The organism is Pseudomonas sp. BP8 (assembly GCF_017875955.1).
In the GTDB taxonomy this organism is placed as follows: domain Bacteria; phylum Pseudomonadota; class Gammaproteobacteria; order Pseudomonadales; family Pseudomonadaceae; genus Aquipseudomonas.
In genome coordinates, this window is sequence record NZ_JAGINK010000001.1 from 1602703 (window position 1) to 1622865 (window position 20163).

General features: G+C 62.2%; 22 protein-coding genes. 21 read left to right on the top strand and 1 reads right to left on the bottom strand.

Annotated elements, in window-relative coordinates:
* Window positions 1-463: 463 nt before the first annotated feature.
* Window positions 464-1282 (bottom strand): inositol-phosphate phosphatase, encoded by an 819-nt coding sequence (suhB, locus tag J3B00_RS06910; protein ID WP_209865938.1) that lies wholly within the window; start codon window positions 1280-1282, stop codon window positions 464-466.
* Window positions 1283-1433: 151 nt separating this feature from the next.
* Between suhB and trmJ the strand changes: the two genes are divergently transcribed.
* The 21 genes from trmJ to J3B00_RS07015 all read left to right on the top strand — a co-directional run bounded on the left by trmJ (window position 1434) and on the right by J3B00_RS07015 (window position 20136).
* Window positions 1434-2192 carry a tRNA (cytosine(32)/uridine(32)-2'-O)-methyltransferase TrmJ gene (gene trmJ, locus J3B00_RS06915; RefSeq protein ID WP_209865941.1) on the top strand — a complete coding sequence of 253 codons (759 nt, stop codon included), beginning with the start codon at window positions 1434-1436 and terminating at the stop codon, window positions 2190-2192.
* Between the two features lie 3 nt (window positions 2193-2195).
* Window positions 2196-2981 (top strand): serine O-acetyltransferase, encoded by a 786-nt coding sequence (cysE, locus tag J3B00_RS06920; protein WP_209865944.1) that lies wholly within the window; start codon window positions 2196-2198, stop codon window positions 2979-2981.
* A gap of 165 nt (window positions 2982-3146) precedes the next feature.
* Entirely contained in the window at window positions 3147-3638 is a 492-nt protein-coding gene (gene iscR, locus J3B00_RS06925) for a Fe-S cluster assembly transcriptional regulator IscR (protein WP_119145646.1), read from the top strand.
* A 43-nt stretch (window positions 3639-3681) separates the two neighbouring features.
* Entirely contained in the window at window positions 3682-4896 is a 1215-nt protein-coding gene (locus J3B00_RS06930) for an IscS subfamily cysteine desulfurase (protein WP_119145644.1), read from the top strand.
* Between the two features lie 46 nt (window positions 4897-4942).
* The gene (gene iscU, locus J3B00_RS06935) at window positions 4943-5329 is read left to right on the top strand and encodes a Fe-S cluster assembly scaffold IscU (RefSeq protein ID WP_023630637.1); all 387 of its coding nucleotides are present in this window, start codon (window positions 4943-4945) and stop codon (window positions 5327-5329) included.
* A 29-nt stretch (window positions 5330-5358) separates the two neighbouring features.
* Entirely contained in the window at window positions 5359-5682 is a 324-nt protein-coding gene (iscA, locus tag J3B00_RS06940) for an iron-sulfur cluster assembly protein IscA (RefSeq protein ID WP_119145642.1), read from the top strand.
* Window positions 5683-5690: 8 nt separating this feature from the next.
* Complete coding sequence (gene hscB / locus J3B00_RS06945; protein ID WP_209865947.1) at window positions 5691-6203, top strand: co-chaperone HscB; 513 nt, start codon at window positions 5691-5693, stop codon at window positions 6201-6203.
* Between the two features lie 42 nt (window positions 6204-6245).
* Complete coding sequence (hscA, locus tag J3B00_RS06950) at window positions 6246-8108, top strand: Fe-S protein assembly chaperone HscA (RefSeq protein WP_209865949.1); 1863 nt, start codon at window positions 6246-6248, stop codon at window positions 8106-8108.
* Between the two features lie 3 nt (window positions 8109-8111).
* On the top strand, window positions 8112-8453 hold the full coding sequence (gene fdx, locus J3B00_RS06955; RefSeq protein WP_209865951.1) for an ISC system 2Fe-2S type ferredoxin: 342 nt from the start codon (window positions 8112-8114) through the stop codon (window positions 8451-8453).
* 14 nt (window positions 8454-8467) lie between these two features.
* Window positions 8468-8668: a Fe-S cluster assembly protein IscX gene (gene iscX, locus J3B00_RS06960; RefSeq protein WP_209865954.1), complete on the top strand. Its 201-nt coding sequence runs from the start codon at window positions 8468-8470 to the stop codon at window positions 8666-8668.
* Between the two features lie 87 nt (window positions 8669-8755).
* Window positions 8756-9181: a nucleoside-diphosphate kinase gene (gene ndk / locus J3B00_RS06965; protein WP_012316140.1), complete on the top strand. Its 426-nt coding sequence runs from the start codon at window positions 8756-8758 to the stop codon at window positions 9179-9181.
* Between the two features lie 28 nt (window positions 9182-9209).
* On the top strand, window positions 9210-10355 hold the full coding sequence (rlmN, locus tag J3B00_RS06970; protein WP_209865957.1) for a 23S rRNA (adenine(2503)-C(2))-methyltransferase RlmN: 1146 nt from the start codon (window positions 9210-9212) through the stop codon (window positions 10353-10355).
* 13 nt (window positions 10356-10368) lie between these two features.
* Window positions 10369-11127 carry a type IV pilus biogenesis/stability protein PilW gene (gene pilW, locus J3B00_RS06975; RefSeq protein WP_209865960.1) on the top strand — a complete coding sequence of 253 codons (759 nt, stop codon included), beginning with the start codon at window positions 10369-10371 and terminating at the stop codon, window positions 11125-11127.
* Complete coding sequence (locus J3B00_RS06980; RefSeq protein ID WP_209865962.1) at window positions 11127-12158, top strand: RodZ family helix-turn-helix domain-containing protein; 1032 nt, start codon at window positions 11127-11129, stop codon at window positions 12156-12158. Before pilW ends, J3B00_RS06980 begins: the two co-directional genes overlap by 1 nt.
* Before the next feature lie 3 nt (window positions 12159-12161).
* Entirely contained in the window at window positions 12162-13271 is a 1110-nt protein-coding gene (gene ispG, locus J3B00_RS06985; RefSeq protein WP_209865964.1) for a flavodoxin-dependent (E)-4-hydroxy-3-methylbut-2-enyl-diphosphate synthase, read from the top strand.
* Between the two features lie 24 nt (window positions 13272-13295).
* Window positions 13296-14585: a histidine--tRNA ligase gene (gene hisS / locus J3B00_RS06990; protein ID WP_209865966.1), complete on the top strand. Its 1290-nt coding sequence runs from the start codon at window positions 13296-13298 to the stop codon at window positions 14583-14585.
* A 39-nt stretch (window positions 14586-14624) separates the two neighbouring features.
* Window positions 14625-15266, top strand: a complete 642-nt coding sequence (locus J3B00_RS06995) for a tetratricopeptide repeat protein (protein ID WP_209865968.1) — start codon at window positions 14625-14627, stop codon at window positions 15264-15266.
* A gap of 1 nt (window position 15267) precedes the next feature.
* Complete coding sequence (gene bamB / locus J3B00_RS07000) at window positions 15268-16410, top strand: outer membrane protein assembly factor BamB (RefSeq protein WP_209874653.1); 1143 nt, start codon at window positions 15268-15270, stop codon at window positions 16408-16410.
* A 115-nt stretch (window positions 16411-16525) separates the two neighbouring features.
* Window positions 16526-17989, top strand: a complete 1464-nt coding sequence (gene der / locus J3B00_RS07005; protein ID WP_209865970.1) for a ribosome biogenesis GTPase Der — start codon at window positions 16526-16528, stop codon at window positions 17987-17989.
* A gap of 219 nt (window positions 17990-18208) precedes the next feature.
* The gene (locus J3B00_RS07010) at window positions 18209-19357 is read left to right on the top strand and encodes a pyridoxal phosphate-dependent aminotransferase (protein WP_209865972.1); all 1149 of its coding nucleotides are present in this window, start codon (window positions 18209-18211) and stop codon (window positions 19355-19357) included.
* Window positions 19345-20136: an amidohydrolase gene (locus J3B00_RS07015; RefSeq protein ID WP_209865975.1), complete on the top strand. Its 792-nt coding sequence runs from the start codon at window positions 19345-19347 to the stop codon at window positions 20134-20136. Before J3B00_RS07010 ends, J3B00_RS07015 begins: the two co-directional genes overlap by 13 nt.
* The last annotated feature ends 27 nt before the right edge of the window (window positions 20137-20163 follow it).

The window sequence follows — 20163 nt, forward strand, 5'->3', positions numbered from 1 at the left end:
CCAATGCAAATCGCAGGGAGCAGCCCTGCCAGCCACCCCACAAATCCGCTGGTAAATAAACAAAGCGACAGCGCAGCGATTCGCCTGCCGTTGCCCTGGCTGTTGATCTTGATCTTGCTCTTGATCTGCCAGCGACTTCAGGAGGCCGAGTGGAGGTCTTGCGCAGGGAGGTGGAGGCCATGGATGGCCGGAAAGCGCTGAGGCCCAGGATGGGCCGTACAGCGCGGTCCTCCCGGAGCAAGACCGGAGCGAGGGAACCCGTAGCGCAGCGAAGGGCCGTATGATGGAGCAAGCGGTTTTTGGTTACTTTTTTCCAAGAAAAAAAGTGACCCGCCGTAAGGGCGGAAGGGGCCGGCAGCGTCTCCACCGCAAACGGATAAGCCCCCACAACCCACCCACAACCCAAAACCCACGCCCATAAAAAAGCACCCCGAAGGGTGCTTTTTTGTGGCTGAAATACGCCTTAGCGCTTCAGCGAGTGCGGCACGTGCGGCTGAATAGCAGTCAGCACAGCCTTGAAGCACTTGATGTTGCCAGCAACGATATGACCCTTCTCGAGGAAGTCATGGCCACCGTTGAAGTCGCTCACCAAGCCACCGGCTTCCTGTACCAGCAGCACGCCTGCAGCCATGTCCCATTCGGACAGGCCCGACTCCCAGAAGGCGTCGAAGCGGCCAGCGGCAACATAGGCCAGGTCCAGGCTGGCGGAACCTGCGCGGCGGATGCCGGCGGTCTGGCCAGTCAGGGCGCGGAACATACCCAGGTAGTTGTCCAGGTCGGCCATCTGGTTGTCGCGGAACGGGAAGCCGGTGCCCAGCAGGGCGCCTTCCAGGCTGGTGCGCGAGCTGACGCGCAGGCGGCGGCCGTTGACTTGGGCGCCACGGCCACGGCTGGCGGTGAATTCTTCCTGGCGGACTGGGTCGAGAACAACGGCGTGTTCCAGGCGACCACGGTATTTGCAGGCAATGCTGACCGCGAAGTGAGGAACGCCACGCAGGAAGTTGGTAGTGCCGTCCAGCGGATCGATGATCCACAGGTAGTCTTTACCTTCTTCGCCGGAGCCGGCATGCAGGCCGGTCTCTTCACCCTGGATGGAGTGGTTTGGATAGGCCTTGCGCAGAGCATCGACGATTTTCTGCTCGGCAGCGCGGTCAACCTCGGAGACGTAGTCCTTGGCGTCCTTTTCGTCGACCTTGATGCTATCCAGGCGTTCGATGGAGCGGAAAATCAGTTCACTGGCGCTGCGAGCAGCGCGCAGGGCGATATTCAGCATAGGCTGCATGGGCGTTTCACCTGGAGATGTTAAAGAAGAAAGCCGCACATTCTATCAGAAAACTGTCTCAGCAGAAGGGTGACATTCGCATTCGTGGCGTTACGCTGGTCGGTTCTGTAAGATCGGTCCCCCCTTTAGCCGCCTCTATGAGCACAACACCTTGCTGCAGAATATTCGTGTTGTTCTGGTCAATACCAGCCACCCCGGCAACATCGGCGGCGCTGCGCGTGCCCTGAAAAACATGGGCTTGGCGCGCCTGGTGCTGGTCCAGCCGTTGGACTTCCCTGCCGCCGATGCGAGCGCCCGCGCCTCCGGTGCCGATGACGTGCTGGAAGGCGCTGAAGTCGTCGCTTCGCTCGAAGAAGCCTTGGTCGGTTGCAGTCTGGCGATCGGCACCAGTGCCCGAGATCGCAGCCTGCCGTGGCCGATGCTTGATCCGCGCGAATGCGGGGCCAAGGCCGTCGAGCGCGCTGGCATGGGTGAAGAAGTCGCCCTCGTGTTCGGTCGCGAACACGCCGGCCTGACCAACGACGAACTGCAGCGATGTCACTTCCATGTGCACATTCCCTCCAATCCCGACTTCAGCTCGCTGAACCTTGCTGCCGCGGTCCAGGTGCTCGCCTACGAGGTGCGCATGGCCTGGCTGGCTGCCGAGGGTGCGCCGTCGAAAGTCGAGAAAGTGGTAGATGCCAGTGAGCTGGCGACCCTGGACGAAATGGAACGCTTCTATGACCACCTGGAAAAGACCCTGGTGGACATCGCGTTCCTCGACCCCGACAAGCCCAAGCACCTGATGGCGCGCCTGCGTCGTCTGTATGGGCGCAGCTCGGTCGAACGTACAGAAATGAGCATATTGCGCGGCATTCTCACCGAGACCCAGAAGGTTGCCCGGGGTGAGTCGCATAAGCGGAAGGATTGATCGATGTTCGAACGTCTGCGTGAAGATATCCAAAGCGTGTTTCATCGCGACCCGGCGGCGCGTAACGCCTTCGAGGTGCTCACCTGCTATCCGGGCATGCATGCCATCTGGTTGCACCGCCTCGGCAATGCCCTGTGGAGGCGCGACTTCAAATGGCTGGCGCGGCTGGTGTCGAACTTCGGCCGCTGGATGACCGGTATCGAGATTCACCCGGGAGCCACCATCGGTCGGCGGTTTTTTATCGACCACGGCATGGGTATCGTCATTGGCGAGACTGCCGAGATCGGAGATGACGTCACCCTCTATCAGGGGGTGACCCTGGGTGGTACCAGCTGGAATAAAGGCAAGCGTCACCCGACCCTGGAGAATGGTGTCGTGGTGGGTGCCGGGGCCAAGGTGCTGGGGCCGTTCACCGTTGGTGCCGGGGCCAAGATCGGCTCCAATGCCGTGGTCACCAAGGCGGTGCCGGCTGGCGCCACCGCCGTCGGCATCCCGGGGCGGATCATCGTCAAGAGCGAAGACAGCGAGGTCGAGGCCAAGCGCAAGGCCATGGCCGAGAAGATCGGCTTTGATGCCTACGGTGTCAGCGGCGACATGCCCGATCCGGTGGCTCGTGCCATCGGCCAGATGCTCGACCACCTGCAGGCGGTCGACGAGCGTCTGGAAGGCATGTGCGGGGCGCTGACCAACCTTGGTAGCGACTATTGTGGCAAGGCGCTGCCAGCCTTGCCTGAAGAGGATTTCGTCGAGGTCAAACAGGCGGCTCAGAGCGACACGCAGCCGCATTGACATCACTTGGTCATCTGGGGCGTGTGCTCACGCCCCTGGTCTGCTAAACTCGCGCCCGCCCTCCGAGTACAATCCCGACTAAAGCACTAGGTCTTATAGTTGACTTAAATGCTCGGGAATTGCATACTCGCACACATCCTGTAACTCCCGTGGTACCCATACGCCATGCGACTGACTACCAAAGGCCGATACGCCGTGACCGCCATGCTCGACCTGGCACTGCACGCGCAGCATGGGCCGGTGTCTTTGGCCGACATTTCCGAGCGCCAGGGCATTTCCCTCTCTTATCTGGAGCAGCTGTTCGCCAAGCTGCGCCGCAGCAGCCTGGTTTCCAGTGTGCGCGGTCCAGGTGGCGGCTATCAGCTGTCACGGAGCATGGAAACCATCCAGGTGGCCCAGGTCATCGATGCGGTCAATGAATCGGTCGATGCTACCCGCTGCCAGGGCCTGGGAGATTGTCATGCCGGTGACACCTGCCTGACCCACCACTTGTGGTGTGACCTCAGCCAGCAGATCCACGAATTCCTCAGTGGCATCAGCCTGTCCGACCTGGTCATGCGCCGTGAGGTGCAAGAAGTCGCCCAGCGTCAGGACCTGCGCCGTGTCGCGGGCCGATCCGCCCAGTTGGACAAGATTGAGACGTCCGCCGTCGACTGAACCGTAGCGACGAGCGACGCCACCGCCTGATAGGAGATACTCAATGAAGTTGCCGATCTACCTCGATTACTCCGCGACCACCCCGGTCGACCCACGCGTTGCCCAGAAAATGGCCGACTGCCTGCTGGTCGACGGAAACTTTGGTAACCCGGCGTCGCGCTCCCACGTGTTCGGCTGGCGCGCCGAAGAAGCGGTCGAAAATGGCCGTCGCCAGGTAGCCGAGCTGATCAACGCCGACCCGCGCGAGATCGTCTGGACCAGCGGTGCTACCGAGTCCGACAACCTGGCGCTGAAGGGTGTTGCACACTTCTATCAGACCAAGGGCAAGCACATCATCACCTCCAAGATCGAGCACAAGGCGGTCCTCGACACCGCTCGCCAGCTCGAGCGTGAAGGTTTCGAAGTCACCTACCTCGAGCCAGGCGATGACGGCATCGTCACCCCGGCCATGGTCGAGGCGGTGCTGCGCGACGACACCATTCTGGTCTCGCTGATGCACGTCAACAACGAAGTCGGCTCGATCAACGACATCGCCGCGATCGGTGAACTGACCCGCTCGCGCGGCGTGCTGTTCCATGTCGACGCCGCTCAATCGGCCGGCAAGGTCGAGATCGATGTGCAGAAGCTGAAGGTCGACCTGATGTCGTTCTCGGCGCACAAGGTCTACGGCCCCAAAGGCATCGGCGCGCTGTACGTCAGCCGCAAGCCGCGGGTCCGCCTCGAGGCAATCATTCACGGCGGTGGTCATGAGCGCGGCATGCGTTCGGGCACCCTGCCGACCCACCAGATCGTCGGCATGGGCGAGGCGTTCGCCATCGCCAAGCAAGAGATGGCCAGCGAAAACGTGCGCATCAAGGCCCTCAGCGACCGCTTCTTCAAGCAGGTCTCGGACCTCGAAGAGCTGTACGTCAACGGCAGCCAGACCGCCCGCGTTCCGCACAACCTGAACCTGAGCTTCAACTACGTTGAAGGCGAGTCGCTGCTGATGTCGCTCAAAGACATCGCGGTATCGTCCGGTTCGGCCTGCACCTCCGCTTCGCTCGAGCCGTCGTATGTACTGCGCGCTCTGGGCCGTAACGACGAGCTGGCACACAGTTCGATCCGCTTCTCCTTCGGTCGGTTTACCAGCGAAGAAGAAGTCGACTACGCCGCGCAGAAAGTCTGCGAGGCGGTTAACAAGCTGCGTGAGCTCTCGCCGCTGTGGGACATGTACAAAGACGGCGTCGATATCTCCAAGATCGAGTGGGCCGCCCACTAAGCAGTCGCCGGCAAGAGCGGCTCCCTGATGAGGAAGGAATTGCACCATGGCATACAGTGAAAAGGTCATCGACCACTACGAAAACCCGCGCAACGTCGGCAAGATGAATGCTGACGATCCGGATGTCGGCACCGGCATGGTTGGCGCCCCGGCCTGCGGTGACGTGATGCGTCTGCAGATCAAGGTCAACGAGCAGGGCGTTATCGAAGACGCCAAGTTCAAGACCTACGGCTGCGGTTCGGCCATCGCTTCCAGCTCCCTCGCCACCGAGTGGATGAAGGGCAAGACCCTGGACGAAGCCGAAACCATCAAGAACACCCAGCTGGCTGAAGAGCTCGCGCTGCCACCGGTCAAGATCCACTGCTCGGTACTCGCCGAGGACGCCATCAAGGCGGCCGTGCGCGACTACAAGCAGAAAAAGGGCTTGGTCTGAGTCGCTTGACGCAAAGGTAAGGAGTTCAGATGGCTATCAGCATGACAGAAGCCGCCGCCAACCACGTGCGGCGTTCCCTCGACGGGCGTGGCAAGGGTGAAGGCATCCGCCTGGCCGTGCGCACCACTGGCTGCTCGGGTCTGGCCTACGTGCTGGAGTTCGTCGACGAAGTGGCAGGCGAAGACCAGGTGTTCGAGAATCACGGCGTGAAGGTCATCATTGACCCGAAAAGCCTGGTCTACCTCGACGGCACCGAACTGGACTTCGTCAAGGAAGGGTTGAACGAAGGCTTCAAGTTCAACAACCCCAACGTGCGCGGTGAATGTGGCTGCGGCGAAAGCTTCAATGTCTGAGGCTTGACGTGGGTACTCCTTGCCATTTCGCTCTGTTTGACCTCCAGCCGGGCTTTCGCCTGGACCTCGACAAGCTGGCCGTTCGCTACCGCGAACTGGCCCGCGAGGTCCATCCCGACCGTTTCGCCGATGCCTCCGAGCGCGAGCAGCGTATTGCCCTGGAAAACTCGGCAGCGCTGAACGACGCCTACCAGACCTTGCGCAGCGCCCCGCGGCGCGCCCGTTACCTGCTGGCCATCAGTGGCCACGAAGTGCCGCAGGAAGTCACCGTGCATGACCCGGACTTCCTGTTGCAGCAGATGGAGCTGCGCGAAGAGCTTGAAGAGTTGGCCGATATCGATGCGGTCGGCGTGTTCAAGAAGCGCCTCAAGGTCGCCCAGGACACGCTGAACGAGGATTTCGCCGCCTGCTGGAACGACCCTGCCCAGCGTGAACAGGCTGAACGCCTGATGCGCCGCATGCAGTTCCTCGACAAGCTCGCCCAAGAAGTGCGCCAGTTGGAAGAGCGCCTCGACGATTAACCCGGCGTTGCCCGTGATGACGCCTAAGGTATCTAGATAAGCATGGCCCTACTGCAGATCGCCGAACCCGGTCAGAGCCCCCAGCCGCACCAGCGCCGCCTGGCCGTGGGGATCGACCTGGGCACCACCAATTCTCTGGTTGCCGCCTTGCGCAGCGGCCGCAGCGAGCCGCTGCCCGATGTTCAGGGCAATGTCATCCTGCCGTCCGCGGTGCGCTACCTCGATGGCACCATCGAAGTCGGCCAAGTGGCCCGCGAAGCGGCGTCCAGTGATCCACTGAACACCATTCTTTCGGTCAAGCGCCTGATGGGGCGTGGCCTGGCTGACGTCAAACAGCTGGGCGAGCAACTGCCGTACCGCTTTGTCGGCGGCGAGTCGCACATGCCGTTCATCGAGACTGTCCAGGGCCCGAAAAGCCCGGTGGAAGTCTCTGCCGACATCCTCAAGGTGCTGCGTCAGCGCGCCGAGGAGACCCTCGGTGGTGAGTTGGTCGGTGCGGTGATCACCGTCCCGGCCTACTTCGATGATGCCCAACGCCAAGCCACTAAAGATGCCGCCAAACTGGCCGGTCTCAACGTCCTGCGTCTGCTCAACGAGCCGACCGCAGCTGCCGTTGCCTACGGCCTGGACCAGAACGCCGAAGGCGTGGTGGCGATCTTCGACCTGGGTGGCGGTACCTTCGATATCTCCATCCTGCGCCTGACCGCAGGCGTGTTCGAAGTGCTGGCCACCGGTGGTGACACTGCGCTGGGTGGCGATGATTTCGATCACGCCATCGCCAGCTGGATCATCGAGCAGGCGGGCTTGTCTGCCGATCTCGACCCGGCCACCCAGCGCTTGCTGCTGCAAACCGCCTGCGCCGCCAAGGAAGCCCTGACTGACGCCGATGCAGTCAGCGTGCAGCATGGTGACTGGCGGGGCGAGCTGAGCCGCGCAGCGTTCGAAGCCATGATCGAACCGATGATTGCCCGTAGCCTCAAGGCCTGCCGTCGCGCCGTGCGTGACAGCGGCGTCGAGCTGGAAGAGGTGGCGGCGGTGGTCATGGTCGGTGGCTCGACCCGTGTGCCGCGTGTTCGCGAAGCAGTCGGCACGCTGTTTGGGCGTGCGCCGCTGACCTCGATCGATCCGGATCAGGTAGTGGCCATTGGCGCCGCGATCCAGGCCGATACTCTGGCCGGCAACCGTCGTGAAGGCGGCGAACTGCTGCTGCTGGACGTCATTCCACTGTCGCTCGGTCTTGAGACCATGGGCGGCCTGATGGAAAAGGTGATCCCGCGCAACACCACCATTCCGGTGGCCCGTGCCCAGGAGTTCACCACCTACAAAGATGGCCAGTCGGCCATGATGATCCATGTCCTGCAGGGTGAGCGCGAGCTGATCAGCGACTGCCGCTCGTTGGCACGCTTCGAACTGCGCGGCATCCCGGCGATGGTCGCCGGTGCAGCGAAAATCCGCGTGACCTTCCAGGTTGACGCCGATGGCCTGCTCAGTGTCGCTGCCCGCGAGCTGGGTTCGGGCGTGGAATCGAGCATTCAGGTCAAGCCGTCGTACGGTCTGACCGACGGTGAGATTGCGCGCATGCTCAAGGACTCCTTCGAGCATGCTGGTACCGATAAACGGGCACGCCAGCTGCGTGAGCACCAGGTCGACGGCGAACGCCTGCTCGAAGCGGTGCAGGGCGCACTGGATGCCGATGGCGAACGTCTGCTGAGCGCCGAAGAGCGCGAGGCGATTGCCTTCCAGATGCAACAACTACGTGATTTGCTGGCCGGCACCGATGGCCCCGCCATCGAGCAACAGACCAAGCGTCTGTCGCAGGTGACCGATGCATTTGCCGCCCGTCGCCTTGATTCGACGGTCAAAGCCGCACTGGCCGGGCGCAATCTGAATGAGATCGAGGAGTAACCGATGCCGCTGGTGACATTCCTGCCGCACGAGAAATTCTGCCCTGAAGGGCTTGAGGTGGACGTGCCCAAAGGCACCAACATCCTGGAGCTGGCCCACGACCATCACATCGAGATGGAAAGCGCCTGCGGTGGCGTCAAGGCCTGCACCACCTGCCACTGCGTCGTTCGCAAAGGTTTCGACTCGCTGGAAGAAGCCGACGAGCTCGAAGAGGACATGCTGGACAAGGCCTGGGGCCTGGAAGCGCAGTCGCGCCTGGGCTGTCAGGTGGTAGTCGGTGACGAAGACCTGACCATCGAAATTCCCAAGTATTCCCTCAACCACGCCGCCGAAGCGCCGCACTGAGCCTGGAGGCTGGCATGGATCTGAAATGGGTTGATGTACTTGAGATCGCCATCCAGCTTGCAGAAAGCAAGCCGGACGTTGATCCTCGTTATGTAAATTTCGTCGATCTGCACCGTTGGGTGCTGGCTCTGCCAGAATTCAGCGACGATCCGTCACGCGGCGGTGAGAAAGTGCTGGAAGCCATCCAGGCGGCCTGGATCGACGAAGCCGACTGAGCGTTACTGCAGGTTAGGCAATCACCTAGAACCCGCGTATAATTCGCGGGTTTAATTTTTCGCAACACTCAATTTTCTGGAGTTACCATGGCTGTTCAACGCACTTTCTCGATCATCAAGCCTGACGCAGTAGCCAAAAACGTCATCGGCAAGATCACCACTCGCTTCGAAGAAGCCGGCCTGAAAATCGTTGCTTCGAAAATCAAGCAACTGTCCAAAGCCGAAGCCGAAGGCTTCTACGCTGAGCACAGCGAGCGCGGTTTCTTCGGTGACCTGGTTGCCTTCATGACCTCCGGCCCAGTTGTTGTCCAGGTTCTGGAAGGCGAAAACGCCATCGCTCTGAACCGTGAGCTGATGGGCGCTACCAACCCTAAAGAAGCTGCTGCCGGCACCATCCGTGCTGACTTCGCTGAATCGATCGACGCCAACGCCGTCCACGGTTCGGACTCCGAAGCTGCTGCCGCTCGCGAAATCGCTTACTTCTTCGCTGCTACCGAGGTAACCACTCGCTAAGCGAAAGCTTACGGGTGAGGGTGAATCCATGACGACATCTACTGGCAAAATCAACCTGTTGGGTCTGACCCAGCCGGAAATGGAACAGTTCTTCGACTCTATCGGGGAGAAGCGCTTCCGTGCCGGTCAGGTAATGAAATGGATTCACCATTTTGGTGTCGATGATTTCGCCGCCATGACTAATGTCGGCAAGGTCTTGCGCGAAAAGCTCGAGGCTGTTGCCGAGATTCGGCCACCGGAAGTGGTCAGTGAAGACATTTCCGCCGACGGCACCCGTAAATGGGTGATCCGCGTTGCCTCCGGCAGCTGCGTCGAGACCGTCTACATCCCAACCGACGACCGCGGTACCCTCTGCGTTTCGTCGCAGGCCGGCTGCGCCCTGGACTGCAGTTTCTGCTCCACCGGCAAGCAAGGCTTCAATAGCAACCTCACCGCCGCCGAAGTCATTGGCCAGGTGTGGCTTGCGAACAAATCCTTCGGAACCGTCCCGGCCAAAGTCGACCGCGCCATTACCAACGTGGTGATGATGGGCATGGGCGAACCGTTGCTCAATTTCGACAATGTCATCGCCGCCATGAAGATCATGATGGATGATCTGGGCTATGGCATTTCCAAGCGTCGCGTCACCCTGTCCACCTCGGGCGTGGTGCCGATGATCGACGAACTGGCCAAGCACATCGACGTTTCCCTGGCGCTGTCGCTGCACGCGCCGAATGACGAACTGCGCAACAAACTGGTGCCGATCAACAAGAAGTACCCGCTCAAAGTCTTGCTCGAGTCGTGCATGGGCTACATGTCCACGCTGGGCGGCAAGCGCGTGTTGACCATTGAGTACACCCTGCTCAAGGACGTCAACGACCAGCCGGAACACGCCGAGCAGATGATCGAACTGCTGCGCGACGTACCGTGCAAGATCAACCTGATCCCGTTCAACCCGTTCCCGCATTCCGGTTACGAGCGGCCGAGCAACAACGCGATTCGCCGCTTCCAGGACCTGCTCCACCACGGTGGTTTCAACGTTACCACCCGTACTACCCGTGGCGAAGACATCGACGCTGCGTGTGGTCAGCTGGTCGGCCAGGTCATGGACCGCACCCGTCGCAGCGAGCGCTACATTGCCGTGCGTCAGCTCAACGACGACGTCCAACAGCAAGACAGCGCTGCGCGCCACTGACCGAGAACCTGCCATGACCCTGCGCGCCGCGCTGTCGATCCTGTCGCTGTTGCTGCTGGCCGGCTGCGTATCTGGCGGCGCGGGTGATCCGCTGGCCAGCCAGCAGGGCAGGGTGGAAGCCGGGCGGGCATACGTGCAGTTGGGCTTGGGCTATTTGCAACAAGGTTTGACCGAGCAGGCCAAGGCGCCACTGGTCAAGGCGTTGGCCTTGAACAGCCGTGATGCCGACGCCCACGCTGCCCTGGCCCTGGTGTTTCAAGCCCAGAGCGAGCCCGCATTGGCTGATGAGCACTTTCGCAAAGCACTCGCTCAGCGGCCCAATGACACGCGGATTCGCAACAACTACGGCAGTTTCCTATATGCTCAGGGGCGTTTTCGCCAGGCCGAAGCGGTGTTTCGCCTTGCAGCCGGCGATACCCTGTATCCTGAGCGCTCGCGGGTGTTCGAGAACCTCGGTCTGACTGCCCTCAAGCAGGGCCGCCGCGCAGAAGCCCGTGAACATCTGGAAAAGGCCTTGCAGCTCAACCAGCGGCAACCCAGAGCGTTGCTGGAAATGGCTGAGTTGTCCTACGAAAACAGGCATTATGTGCCGGCCCGGGATTACTACGATCGTTTCAGCCAACTGAGCGACCACGATGCCCGCAGCCTGCTGATGGGCAGCCGCCTGGCGCGGGTGTTCGACGAGCCGGCGACGGTGGCCGAGCTGGGCCAGCAACTACAACGACTTTATCCCGGTACGCCGGAATATCAGCAATACCTGTCGGAGCAATGATGAAAGCCGCGCATCCCGAAGTAGCAGCAGCGACTCACCAGCACCCCGGTGAGGTCTTGCGCCAGGCCCGTGAAAACCGCGACTGGTCGCAAGCCGAGGTCGCCCGCAAGCTCAACCTTACCCTGAGTTCGCTGAACAACCTCGAATCCGGCGCCTTCGACAAGCTGCCAGGGCACACCTTCGCCCGTGGTTACATCCGTGCCTACGCCAAGCTGATGGACATGGACCAGGCGCCACTGGTGGCAGCCTTCGACCAGTTCACCGGCACCCATGCGCAGGGCAGCGAGGTGCATTCGCTGGGGCGGATCGAAGAACCGGTGCGCCTCTCGCACAATGTGATGCGGGTGGTGAGCCTGGTATTGCTGGTGGCCGTGATTGGCGGGGGCTTCTTCTGGTGGAAAGACCAAAGCAACCTGCCTGGCGCTGACCTGGCGAAGATGGCTCTGGAACATGTCGAAGTCGAAAGCGCCGACGGCACGACCCAGATCCACCCGCTGGACGAGCCTGAAGACCAGGCCGTCAGCGTAGGACAACAGCCTGAATCGGCGCCGCTGCCGCTCGACCAGGCGCCGACTGGCGAGACCAGCGGTTCGGCCAATGAAGAGGCGCCAGCCGCCACCGCGCCAGCCGCCACCAACACTGCCCCGGCGCCGACTGCGCCTGCCACTGCCGCTGCCATACCGGCGCCGACTGCCGCCGTGCCTGCCGCACCCGTTGCGCCAGCCGCAGCCGCCAGCGTGCCTGCCAGTGCAACCGCCCCACCGGCCGCCAGCGAAACGGTTGCAGCCGGCAGCGCCAAGATCGCGATCCAATTTACCGCCGATTGCTGGACCCAGGTCTCCGATGGCAGCGGCAAGGTGCTGTTCAGCGCCGTCAAACGCAAGGGTGACAGCCTGGAACTGACTGGCAAGCCGCCGTTCGCGGTGCGCCTGGGCTTCGCCCGTGGCGCCCAGGTCAGCTACAACGGCCAGGCCGTCGACGTTGCACCGTTCACTAGTGGCGAAACCGCTCGCCTGAAGTTGGGGCAGTAACTCATGCACGGCGAATCTCCGATCAAACGTCGCGAATCCCGCAAGATCTGGGTCGGCAATGTGCCGGTGGGTGGCGATGCGCCCATCGCGGTGCAGAGCATGACCAACACCGACACCAATGACGTCGCCGCCACGGTCGGGCAGATCCAGCGCCTGGTCGACGCCGGCGTCGACATCGTTCGCGTCTCGGTACCAGACATGGACGCCGCCGAAGCGTTCGGGCGGATCAAGCAGCAGGTCAGCGTACCGCTGGTCGCCGACATTCATTTCGACTACAAGATTGCTTTGCGCGTGGCCGAACTGGGCGTCGACTGCCTGCGCATCAACCCGGGCAATATCGGCCGCGAAGACCGCGTGCGTGCGGTGGTCGATGCCGCCCGCGATCGTGGCATCCCGATCCGTATCGGGGTCAACGCCGGTTCCCTGGAAAAAGACCTGCAGAAGAAGTACGGCGAACCGACCCCGGCAGCGCTGGTCGAGTCGGCGATGCGCCATGTCGAGCACCTCGATCGCCTGGATTTCCAGGACTTCAAGGTCAGCGTCAAGGCCTCTGACGTGTTCATGGCCGTCGAAGCCTACCGCTTGCTCGCCAAGCAGATCGTGCAGCCGCTGCACCTGGGTATCACCGAAGCCGGTGGCCTGCGTTCAGGGACAGTGAAATCCGCCGTCGGCATCGGTATGCTGCTGGCCGAAGGCATTGGCGATACGATTCGTATTTCGCTGGCGGCTGACCCGGTCGAAGAAGTGCGGGTTGGTTACGACATCCTCAAGTCGCTGCGTCTGCGCTCGCGTGGGATCAACTTCATCGCCTGCCCGAGCTGCTCGCGGCAGAACTTCGATGTGGTCAAGACCATGAACGAGCTGGAAGGGCGCCTGGAAGACCTGCTGGTACCGTTGGATGTGGCCGTGATCGGTTGCGTGGTCAACGGCCCGGGTGAAGCCAAGGAGGCCCATGTCGGCCTCACCGGCGGTACGCCGAACCTGATCTACATCGACGGCAAGCCGGCGCAGAAGCTGAACAATGACAACCTGGTCGATGAGCTGGAACGGCTCATCCGTCAGAAAGCGGCCGAAAAGGTCGAGGCTGACGCGGCGCTGATCGCCCGTAGCTGAAACACAGATTGGTAAGGACTTTTCGTGAGCAAATCGCTGCAAGCCATTCGTGGCATGAACGACATCCTGCCGGAGCAATCGCCGCTGTGGCGGTACTTCGAAGGCACCGTGGCCAGCCTGCTGGACGGCTACGGCTATAGCCAGATCCGTACGCCGATCGTCGAGTTCACCGAGCTGTTCAAGCGCTCGATTGGTGAAGTCACCGACATCGTCGAGAAAGAGATGTACACCTTCGACGACCGCAACGGTGATTCGCTGACCTTGCGTCCCGAGGGCACTGCTGCCTGCGTGCGGGCCGTGCTCGAGCATGGCATCACCGGCAATGGCCAGGTGCAGAAGCTCTGGTACACCGGCCAGATGTTCCGCCACGAACGCCCGCAGAAAGGCCGTTACCGCCAGTTCCACCAGATCGGCGTAGAGGTGTTCAACCTCGATGGTCCGGACATCGACGCCGAGCTGATCATGCTCACCTGGCGCCTGTGGGGCCAGTTGGGCATCCAGGACGCGGTCAAGCTCGAACTCAACAGCCTGGGCACCAGTGAAGCTCGTGCCCGTTACCGTGACGCGCTGGTCGAGTTTCTCTCGGCGCGCCTCGAGCAACTTGACGAAGACAGCCAGCGCCGCCTCAAGAGCAACCCGCTGCGCATCCTCGACAGCAAGGACCCGAACACCCAGGCGGTGTTGGTCGGTGCGCCGAAGCTGGAAGACTACCTGGACGAAGAATCGCGCGTGCACTTCGAGGGGCTCAAGGCCCGTCTGGACGCCGCGGGCATTCCGTTCGTGCTCAACACCAAGCTGGTGCGCGGCCTGGACTACTACAGCAAGACCGTATTCGAGTGGGTCACCGACAAGCTCGGTGCCCAGGGTACTGTCTGCGCGGGTGGTCGTTACGACGGCCTGGTTGAACAGATGGGCGGTAAGCCGACCCCGGGCGTCGGTTTTGCCATGGGCATCGAACGCCTGATCCTGCTGCTGGAGACCCTGGACAAGGTGCCTGAGTCGATCAGCCGGCAGATCGACGTCTACCTGTGCGCCTTCGGCGAGCAGGCCGAACTGGCCGCACTGAAACTGTCCGAAAGCCTGCGCGATCACGTGCCGGGCCTGCGCCTGGCGGTCAACGCCGGTGGCGGCAGCTTCAAGAGCCAATTCAAGAAGGCCGACAAGAGCGGGGCGCTGTTCGCCCTGATCATGGGGGACGACGAGTTGGCGCAACAAGTGGTAGGTTTCAAGCCCCTGCGTGGCCAGGGCGAACAACAGAACATTGCCTGGGATGCTCTGGCCGAGCATCTGCAAACTGCTCTCGCACACGCGTGAAGCGGTCAACCAGCCGAATTGCTGAATAGGAGTATTGGGGTGTCGAGTACTGATGATGATGGCCTGAGTGCGGCCAAGGACTGGTGGGACCGCAACGGCAAGCCGCTGCTGACCGGCGCCCTGCTGGCTGCTGCCCTGGTAATGGGCTGGCAGGCTTGGCACAAGTACCAGAGCAACCAGTCGCAAGGCGCTTCTGTGCTGTACCAGAACCTGCTGGAAACTACCCTGACGCCGACCGGCGAGCCTGATGCGGCCAAGGTTGCGGAGTTGTCCGGCAAGCTCAAGAGCGAGTTTGCAGGCACCGCCTACGCCCAGTACGGCAGCCTGTTCGTGGCCAAGGTTGCGGTCGACAGCGGCAAGCTGGACGACGCCGCCAACGAGCTCAAGAGCGTGATGGACAAACCGGCCGATGTCACCCTCGGTGAGATCGCGCGCCAGCGTCTGGCCCGTGTCCTGGCTGCCCAGGACAAGGCCGACGAGGCGCTCAAGCTGCTCGATGGCGATGCCGACAAGTCGTTCCAGGCCAGCCGTGAAGAACTCAAGGGCGATCTGCTGGTTCAGTTGGGTCGCGCCGGTGATGCGCATAGTGCATACGAAAAAGCCAAGGCCGCGCTGTCGGATGAAGCAGCGGTCGGTGGCCTGCAACTGAAGCTGGATGACCTGGCCAAAGGGGACGCTTGACGTGATCGGTTGGAAACAAGCAGCAGTGCTGACCCTGGCCGTACTGGCCGCGGGTTGCAGCAGCAACAGCAAGAAGGAACTGCCTCCGGCCGAGCTGACCAAGTTCACCGAAGAAGTGGTGCTGAAGAAGCAGTGGAGCCGTTCGATCGGTGACGGCCAGGGTGATTCGTACAATACCCTGGTACCGGCGATCGAGAACGACCGCATCTATGCCGCCGACGTCACTGGTGAAGTCTTCGCCCTGGACCGCATCAACGGCGACGTGGTGTGGAAGAAGGACCTCGACCTGCCGGTTTCCGGCGCGGTCGGTGTGGGCTATGGCCTGGTCATGCTCGGCACCCTCAAGGGTGAAGTGATTGCCTTGGACAGCAGCACCGGTGAGGAGCGCTGGCGCTCCCGCGTTACCAGTGAAGTGCTGGCGCCGCCTGCCACCAACGGTGACGTGGTGGTGGTGCAGACCCAGGACGACCGCGTGATCGGCCTCGATGCCGCGACCGGTGATCGCCGCTGGATCTACGAAAACACCCCGGCTGTACTGACCCTGCGTGGCACCGGTGCGCCGATCGTGACCAATCGCCTGGCCATCGCCGGCCTGTCGACTGGCAAGGTCATCGCCGTTGACACCCAGAGCGGCATCCCGGTGTGGGAAAGCCGTGTGGCCATCCCACAGGGCCGTTCGGAATTGGACCGTGTAGTGGATATCGACGGCGGCTTGCTGCTGTCTGGTGGTACCCTGTACGTCAGCACCTACCAGGGCCGCGTCGCGGGCCTGGACCTGGAAAGCGGCCGCGTGCTGTGGCAGCGTGATGCTTCCAGCTACGTGGGTGTCGCCCAGGGCTTCGGCAACGTCTACGTCAGCGAGGCTTCGGGTACAGTCGAAGGCGTCGACGAGCGTTCGTCCAGCGCCCTGTGGAGCAATGATTCCATGGCTCGCCGTCAGCTGTCGGCCCCGGAAGTGTTCTCCAGCTACGTGGCTGTCGGTGACTTCGAAGGTTACCTGCACCTGCTGAGCCAGGTCGATGGTCGCTTTGTCGGCCGTGAGCGTATCGACAGTGATGGCCTGCGCGCCCGCCCTCTGGTGGTCGGCGACACCATTTATGTCTTCGGCAACAGCGGCAAGCTCGAGGCACTGACTATCCGCTGAAGCTATGCTTGAGGCCTGCGGGCCTCGAGTTGCGGCGCACGATGCGCCGCGCGAACTCCGGCCGCTGCTCTGCAGCGGCCTTTGCATTTTCGAGAATTCAAGAGTGGAGAGCCGTATGGTTCCCGTAATCGCCCTGGTGGGGCGGCCGAATGTCGGCAAGTCCACCATGTTCAACCGCTTGACCAAAACCCGTGACGCCATTGTTGGCGACTTGTCGGGCCTGACCCGTGACCGCCAGTACGGCGATGCCACCTGGCAGGGTCGTTCGTTCATCCTGGTCGACACCGGCGGTATCACCGGTGACGAAGTCGGCATGGACGAGAAGATGGCCGAGCAGTCGCTGATGGCCATCGAGGAAGCCGACTACGTGCTGTTCCTGGTCGACGCCCGCGCCGGCATGACCGCCGCTGACCAGATGATCGCCGATCACCTGCGCAAGCGAAACAAGTCGGCGATCCTCGTCGCCAACAAGATCGACCACATCGACCCAGACCTGGCCCGCGCCGAGTTCTCGCCGCTGGGCATGGGTAACGCGATTCCGGTGGCAGGCTCCCAGGGCCGTGGCATCAACGCGCTGATGGAAGAAGTGCTCGGGCACATCCCGCGCGACCAGGAAGAAGAAGCCCTCGACCAGGAAGTTGCCGAAGGCCAGGAAGCCGTACGGATTCCGGGTCCGAGCGAGAAAGATGGCATCAAGATCGCCATCATCGGTCGCCCCAACGTCGGCAAGTCGACCCTGGTCAACCGCATGCTCGGCGAAGAGCGTGTGGTGGTCTACGACGAGCCGGGCACCACCCGTGACAGTATCTACATCCCGTTCGAGCGTGATGGTGACAAGTACACCTTCATCGACACCGCCGGGGTGCGCAAGCGCGGCAAGATCCACGAGGAAGTCGAAAAGTTCTCGGTGGTCAAGACGCTGCAGGCGATCAAGGACGCCAACGTGGTGATCTTTGTCATGGACGCCCGCGAAGGTGTGGTCGACCATGACCTGAACCTGCTCGGCTTCGCCCTCGAAGCCGGCCGCGCCATCGTCATTGCCCTGAACAAGTGGGATGGCATGGAGCCTGGCGAGCGTGACTACGTCAAGACCGAGCTGGAGCGCCGGCTGTTCTTCGTCGACTTCGCCGACATCCACTTCATTTCCGCGCTGCATGGCACGGGCGTGGGCAACCTGTACAAGTCGGTACAGGCTGCGTTCAAGTCGGCGGTCACCCGCTGGCCGACCAGCCGCCTGACGCAGATCCTCGAAGATGCCATCAGCGAGCACCAGCCGCCGTTGGTCAACGGTCGTCGGATCAAGCTGCGTTACGCTCACCTGGGTGGCGCCAACCCGCCGCTGATCGTCATTCACGGCAACCAGACCGACAAGATCCCGCGGTCTTACTCGCGCTACCTGGAAAACACCTATCGCCGGGTATTGAAGCTGGTCGGTACGCCGATCCGCATCGAGTACAAGGGTGGCGAAAACCCTTACGAGGGTAACAAGAACACCCTCACCGACCGCCAGGTCAACAAGAAGCGCCGCTTGATGTCGCACCACAAGAAGGCCGAGAAGAAGCGCAAAGACAAGCGCTAGGCTTCGACCGGGTAAATGGGGCCGCGCTGCGGCCCTTTCGCGACACGAGGCCTCTCCCACAGACACAGCGCATGCCCTGAGTCTGATGCGGCCTCTTCTGGCAGCGGTCACATTGACCCTGCGCAAATGCCCCTATTGTTTCAACCTTTTTCCTGACTGCTCGATCCGCTATGCTCGGACTCCATCCCGTGCCGGATACACCCCAGGAAAGAGGGCTCCATGATTCGCAGCAAACTGCCGAATGTCGGCACGACCATCTTTACCACCATGTCGCAGCTGGCGGTGCAAACCGGCGCGCTGAACCTGTCCCAAGGCTTCCCTGACTTCAACGGCCCGCAGGCACTGCTCGATGCGGTTGGCCGGCATGTGGCCGCCGGGCATAACCAGTACGCGCCAATGACCGGCCTGCCGGCTCTGCGCCAGCAGGTGGCGGCAAAGGTCGCCCGCCAGTATGGGGTTGAGGTGGATGCCGATCAGGAAGTGACCATCACCCCGGGTGCCACCGAGGCGATCTTCTGCGCGATTCAGGCAGTGGTCCAGGCGGGCGATGAAGTGATCGTCTTCGACCCCTGCTACGACAGCTACGAGCCTTCGGTTGAGCTGGCCGGTGGCCGCTGCGTGCATGTCCAGTTGAGCGACGGCGACTTTGCCATCGACTGGCAGAAGTTCAGCGACGCCCTCAGCCCGCGCACGCGCATGGTCATCCTCAATTCGCCGCACAACCCCAGCGGTGCCTTGATCAGCCGCGACGACCTTGACCAACTGGCGCGGTTGATCGCCGAACGCGATATCTACCTGGTCAGCGACGAAGTTTATGAGCACCTGATCTACGATGGCGTGCGCCATGCCAGCGTGCTTGCCCACGAACAGCTCTATGCGCGCGCGTTCGTCATCAGCTCGTTTGGCAAGACCTACCACGTCACCGGTTGGAAAACCGGCTACGTGATCGCCCCGCCAGCGCTCAGCGCCGAGCTGCGCAAGGTCCATCAGTACGTCAACTTTTGCGGTGTGACGCCTTTGCAGTGTGCGCTGGCCGACTTCATGGCCGAACACCCCGAGCATACCGAGCAGTTGCCGAGCTTCTACCAGGCCAAGCGTGACCTGTTCTGTGGCCTGCTGCAGGGGTCGCGTTTCAGCTTCACGCCTACGCCCGGTACCTACTTCCAGCTGGTGGACTACGCCCAGATCCGCCCCGACCTGAACGACGTCGACATGGCCCTGTGGCTGACCCGTGAGCACGGTGTGGCGAGTATTCCGGTGTCGGTGTTCTACCAGCGGCCCATCCCCGAGCAACGCCTGGTGCGCCTGTGCTTTGCCAAACGTGAGGAGACGCTGCGTCAGGCAGCGGAGAAACTATGCGCGATCTGAGCGAACTGCCCAACCTGAGGGTTGCCCTGGTCCAGACCACTCTGGCCTGGCACGACCGTGAGGCCAACTATGCGCACTTCGAAGAGTTGCTCAAGGCGCTTGGCGAGGTCGACCTGGTGATTCTCCCGGAAATGTTCACTACCGGTTTCTCGATGGAGTCCGAGGCCCTGGCCGAGCCTGAGAATGGCCCGACCTACAAATGGCTCAAGGCTCAGGCGAAGAAGCTCGCTGCAGTGGTTACCGGCAGTGTGATCGTCCAGGCGGCGGATGGCAGCCACCGCAACCGCCTGTTGTGGGCGCGCCCGGATGGCGAGGTGCTGCATTACGACAAGCGCCATCTGTTCCGCATGGCCGGTGAGCACAACCATTACACGCCGGGCGAGCGGCAAGTACAGTTCGAGCTCAAGGGGTGGCGGATCCGTCCGTTGATCTGCTACGACCTGCGCTTCCCGGTGTGGAGCCGCGATGCCCAGGACACCGATCTGCTGCTGTACACGGCGAACTGGCCGGCGGCGCGACGGATGCACTGGAACCGACTGCTGCCCGCGCGGGCGATCGAGAACCTGTGCTTTGTGGCGGCGGTGAATCGGGTCGGTACCGATGGCAAGGGCTTCGCTTATTCGGGGGACAGCCAGGTGCTGGATTTCCAGGGCGAGAGCCTGTTGAGCGCGGGCGAAGCGGACGGCGTGTTTACCGTGGTGCTGCGCGCGGCGGAGCTGGCGGCGTACCGCACGCGCTTCCCGGCGAACCTGGATGCGGATACCTTCGAGCTGCACTGATCAGTATTGGCTTCTTCGCGTGACAAG

Coding starts and splice junctions, on each gene's coding strand:
- suhB (WP_209865938.1), bottom strand. CDS start 1,282: ATGCAGCCTATGCTGAATATCGCCCTGCGCGCTGCTCGCAGCGCCAGT.
- cysE (WP_209865944.1), top strand. CDS start 2,196: ATGTTCGAACGTCTGCGTGAAGATATCCAAAGCGTGTTTCATCGCGAC.
- iscR (WP_119145646.1), top strand. CDS start 3,147: ATGCGACTGACTACCAAAGGCCGATACGCCGTGACCGCCATGCTCGAC.
- J3B00_RS06930 (WP_119145644.1), top strand. CDS start 3,682: ATGAAGTTGCCGATCTACCTCGATTACTCCGCGACCACCCCGGTCGAC.
- iscU (WP_023630637.1), top strand. CDS start 4,943: ATGGCATACAGTGAAAAGGTCATCGACCACTACGAAAACCCGCGCAAC.
- iscA (WP_119145642.1), top strand. CDS start 5,359: ATGGCTATCAGCATGACAGAAGCCGCCGCCAACCACGTGCGGCGTTCC.
- hscA (WP_209865949.1), top strand. CDS start 6,246: ATGGCCCTACTGCAGATCGCCGAACCCGGTCAGAGCCCCCAGCCGCAC.
- fdx (WP_209865951.1), top strand. CDS start 8,112: ATGCCGCTGGTGACATTCCTGCCGCACGAGAAATTCTGCCCTGAAGGG.
- iscX (WP_209865954.1), top strand. CDS start 8,468: ATGGATCTGAAATGGGTTGATGTACTTGAGATCGCCATCCAGCTTGCA.
- ndk (WP_012316140.1), top strand. CDS start 8,756: ATGGCTGTTCAACGCACTTTCTCGATCATCAAGCCTGACGCAGTAGCC.
- rlmN (WP_209865957.1), top strand. CDS start 9,210: ATGACGACATCTACTGGCAAAATCAACCTGTTGGGTCTGACCCAGCCG.
- pilW (WP_209865960.1), top strand. CDS start 10,369: ATGACCCTGCGCGCCGCGCTGTCGATCCTGTCGCTGTTGCTGCTGGCC.
- J3B00_RS06980 (WP_209865962.1), top strand. CDS start 11,127: ATGAAAGCCGCGCATCCCGAAGTAGCAGCAGCGACTCACCAGCACCCC.
- ispG (WP_209865964.1), top strand. CDS start 12,162: ATGCACGGCGAATCTCCGATCAAACGTCGCGAATCCCGCAAGATCTGG.
- der (WP_209865970.1), top strand. CDS start 16,526: ATGGTTCCCGTAATCGCCCTGGTGGGGCGGCCGAATGTCGGCAAGTCC.
- J3B00_RS07010 (WP_209865972.1), top strand. CDS start 18,209: ATGATTCGCAGCAAACTGCCGAATGTCGGCACGACCATCTTTACCACC.
- J3B00_RS07015 (WP_209865975.1), top strand. CDS start 19,345: ATGCGCGATCTGAGCGAACTGCCCAACCTGAGGGTTGCCCTGGTCCAG.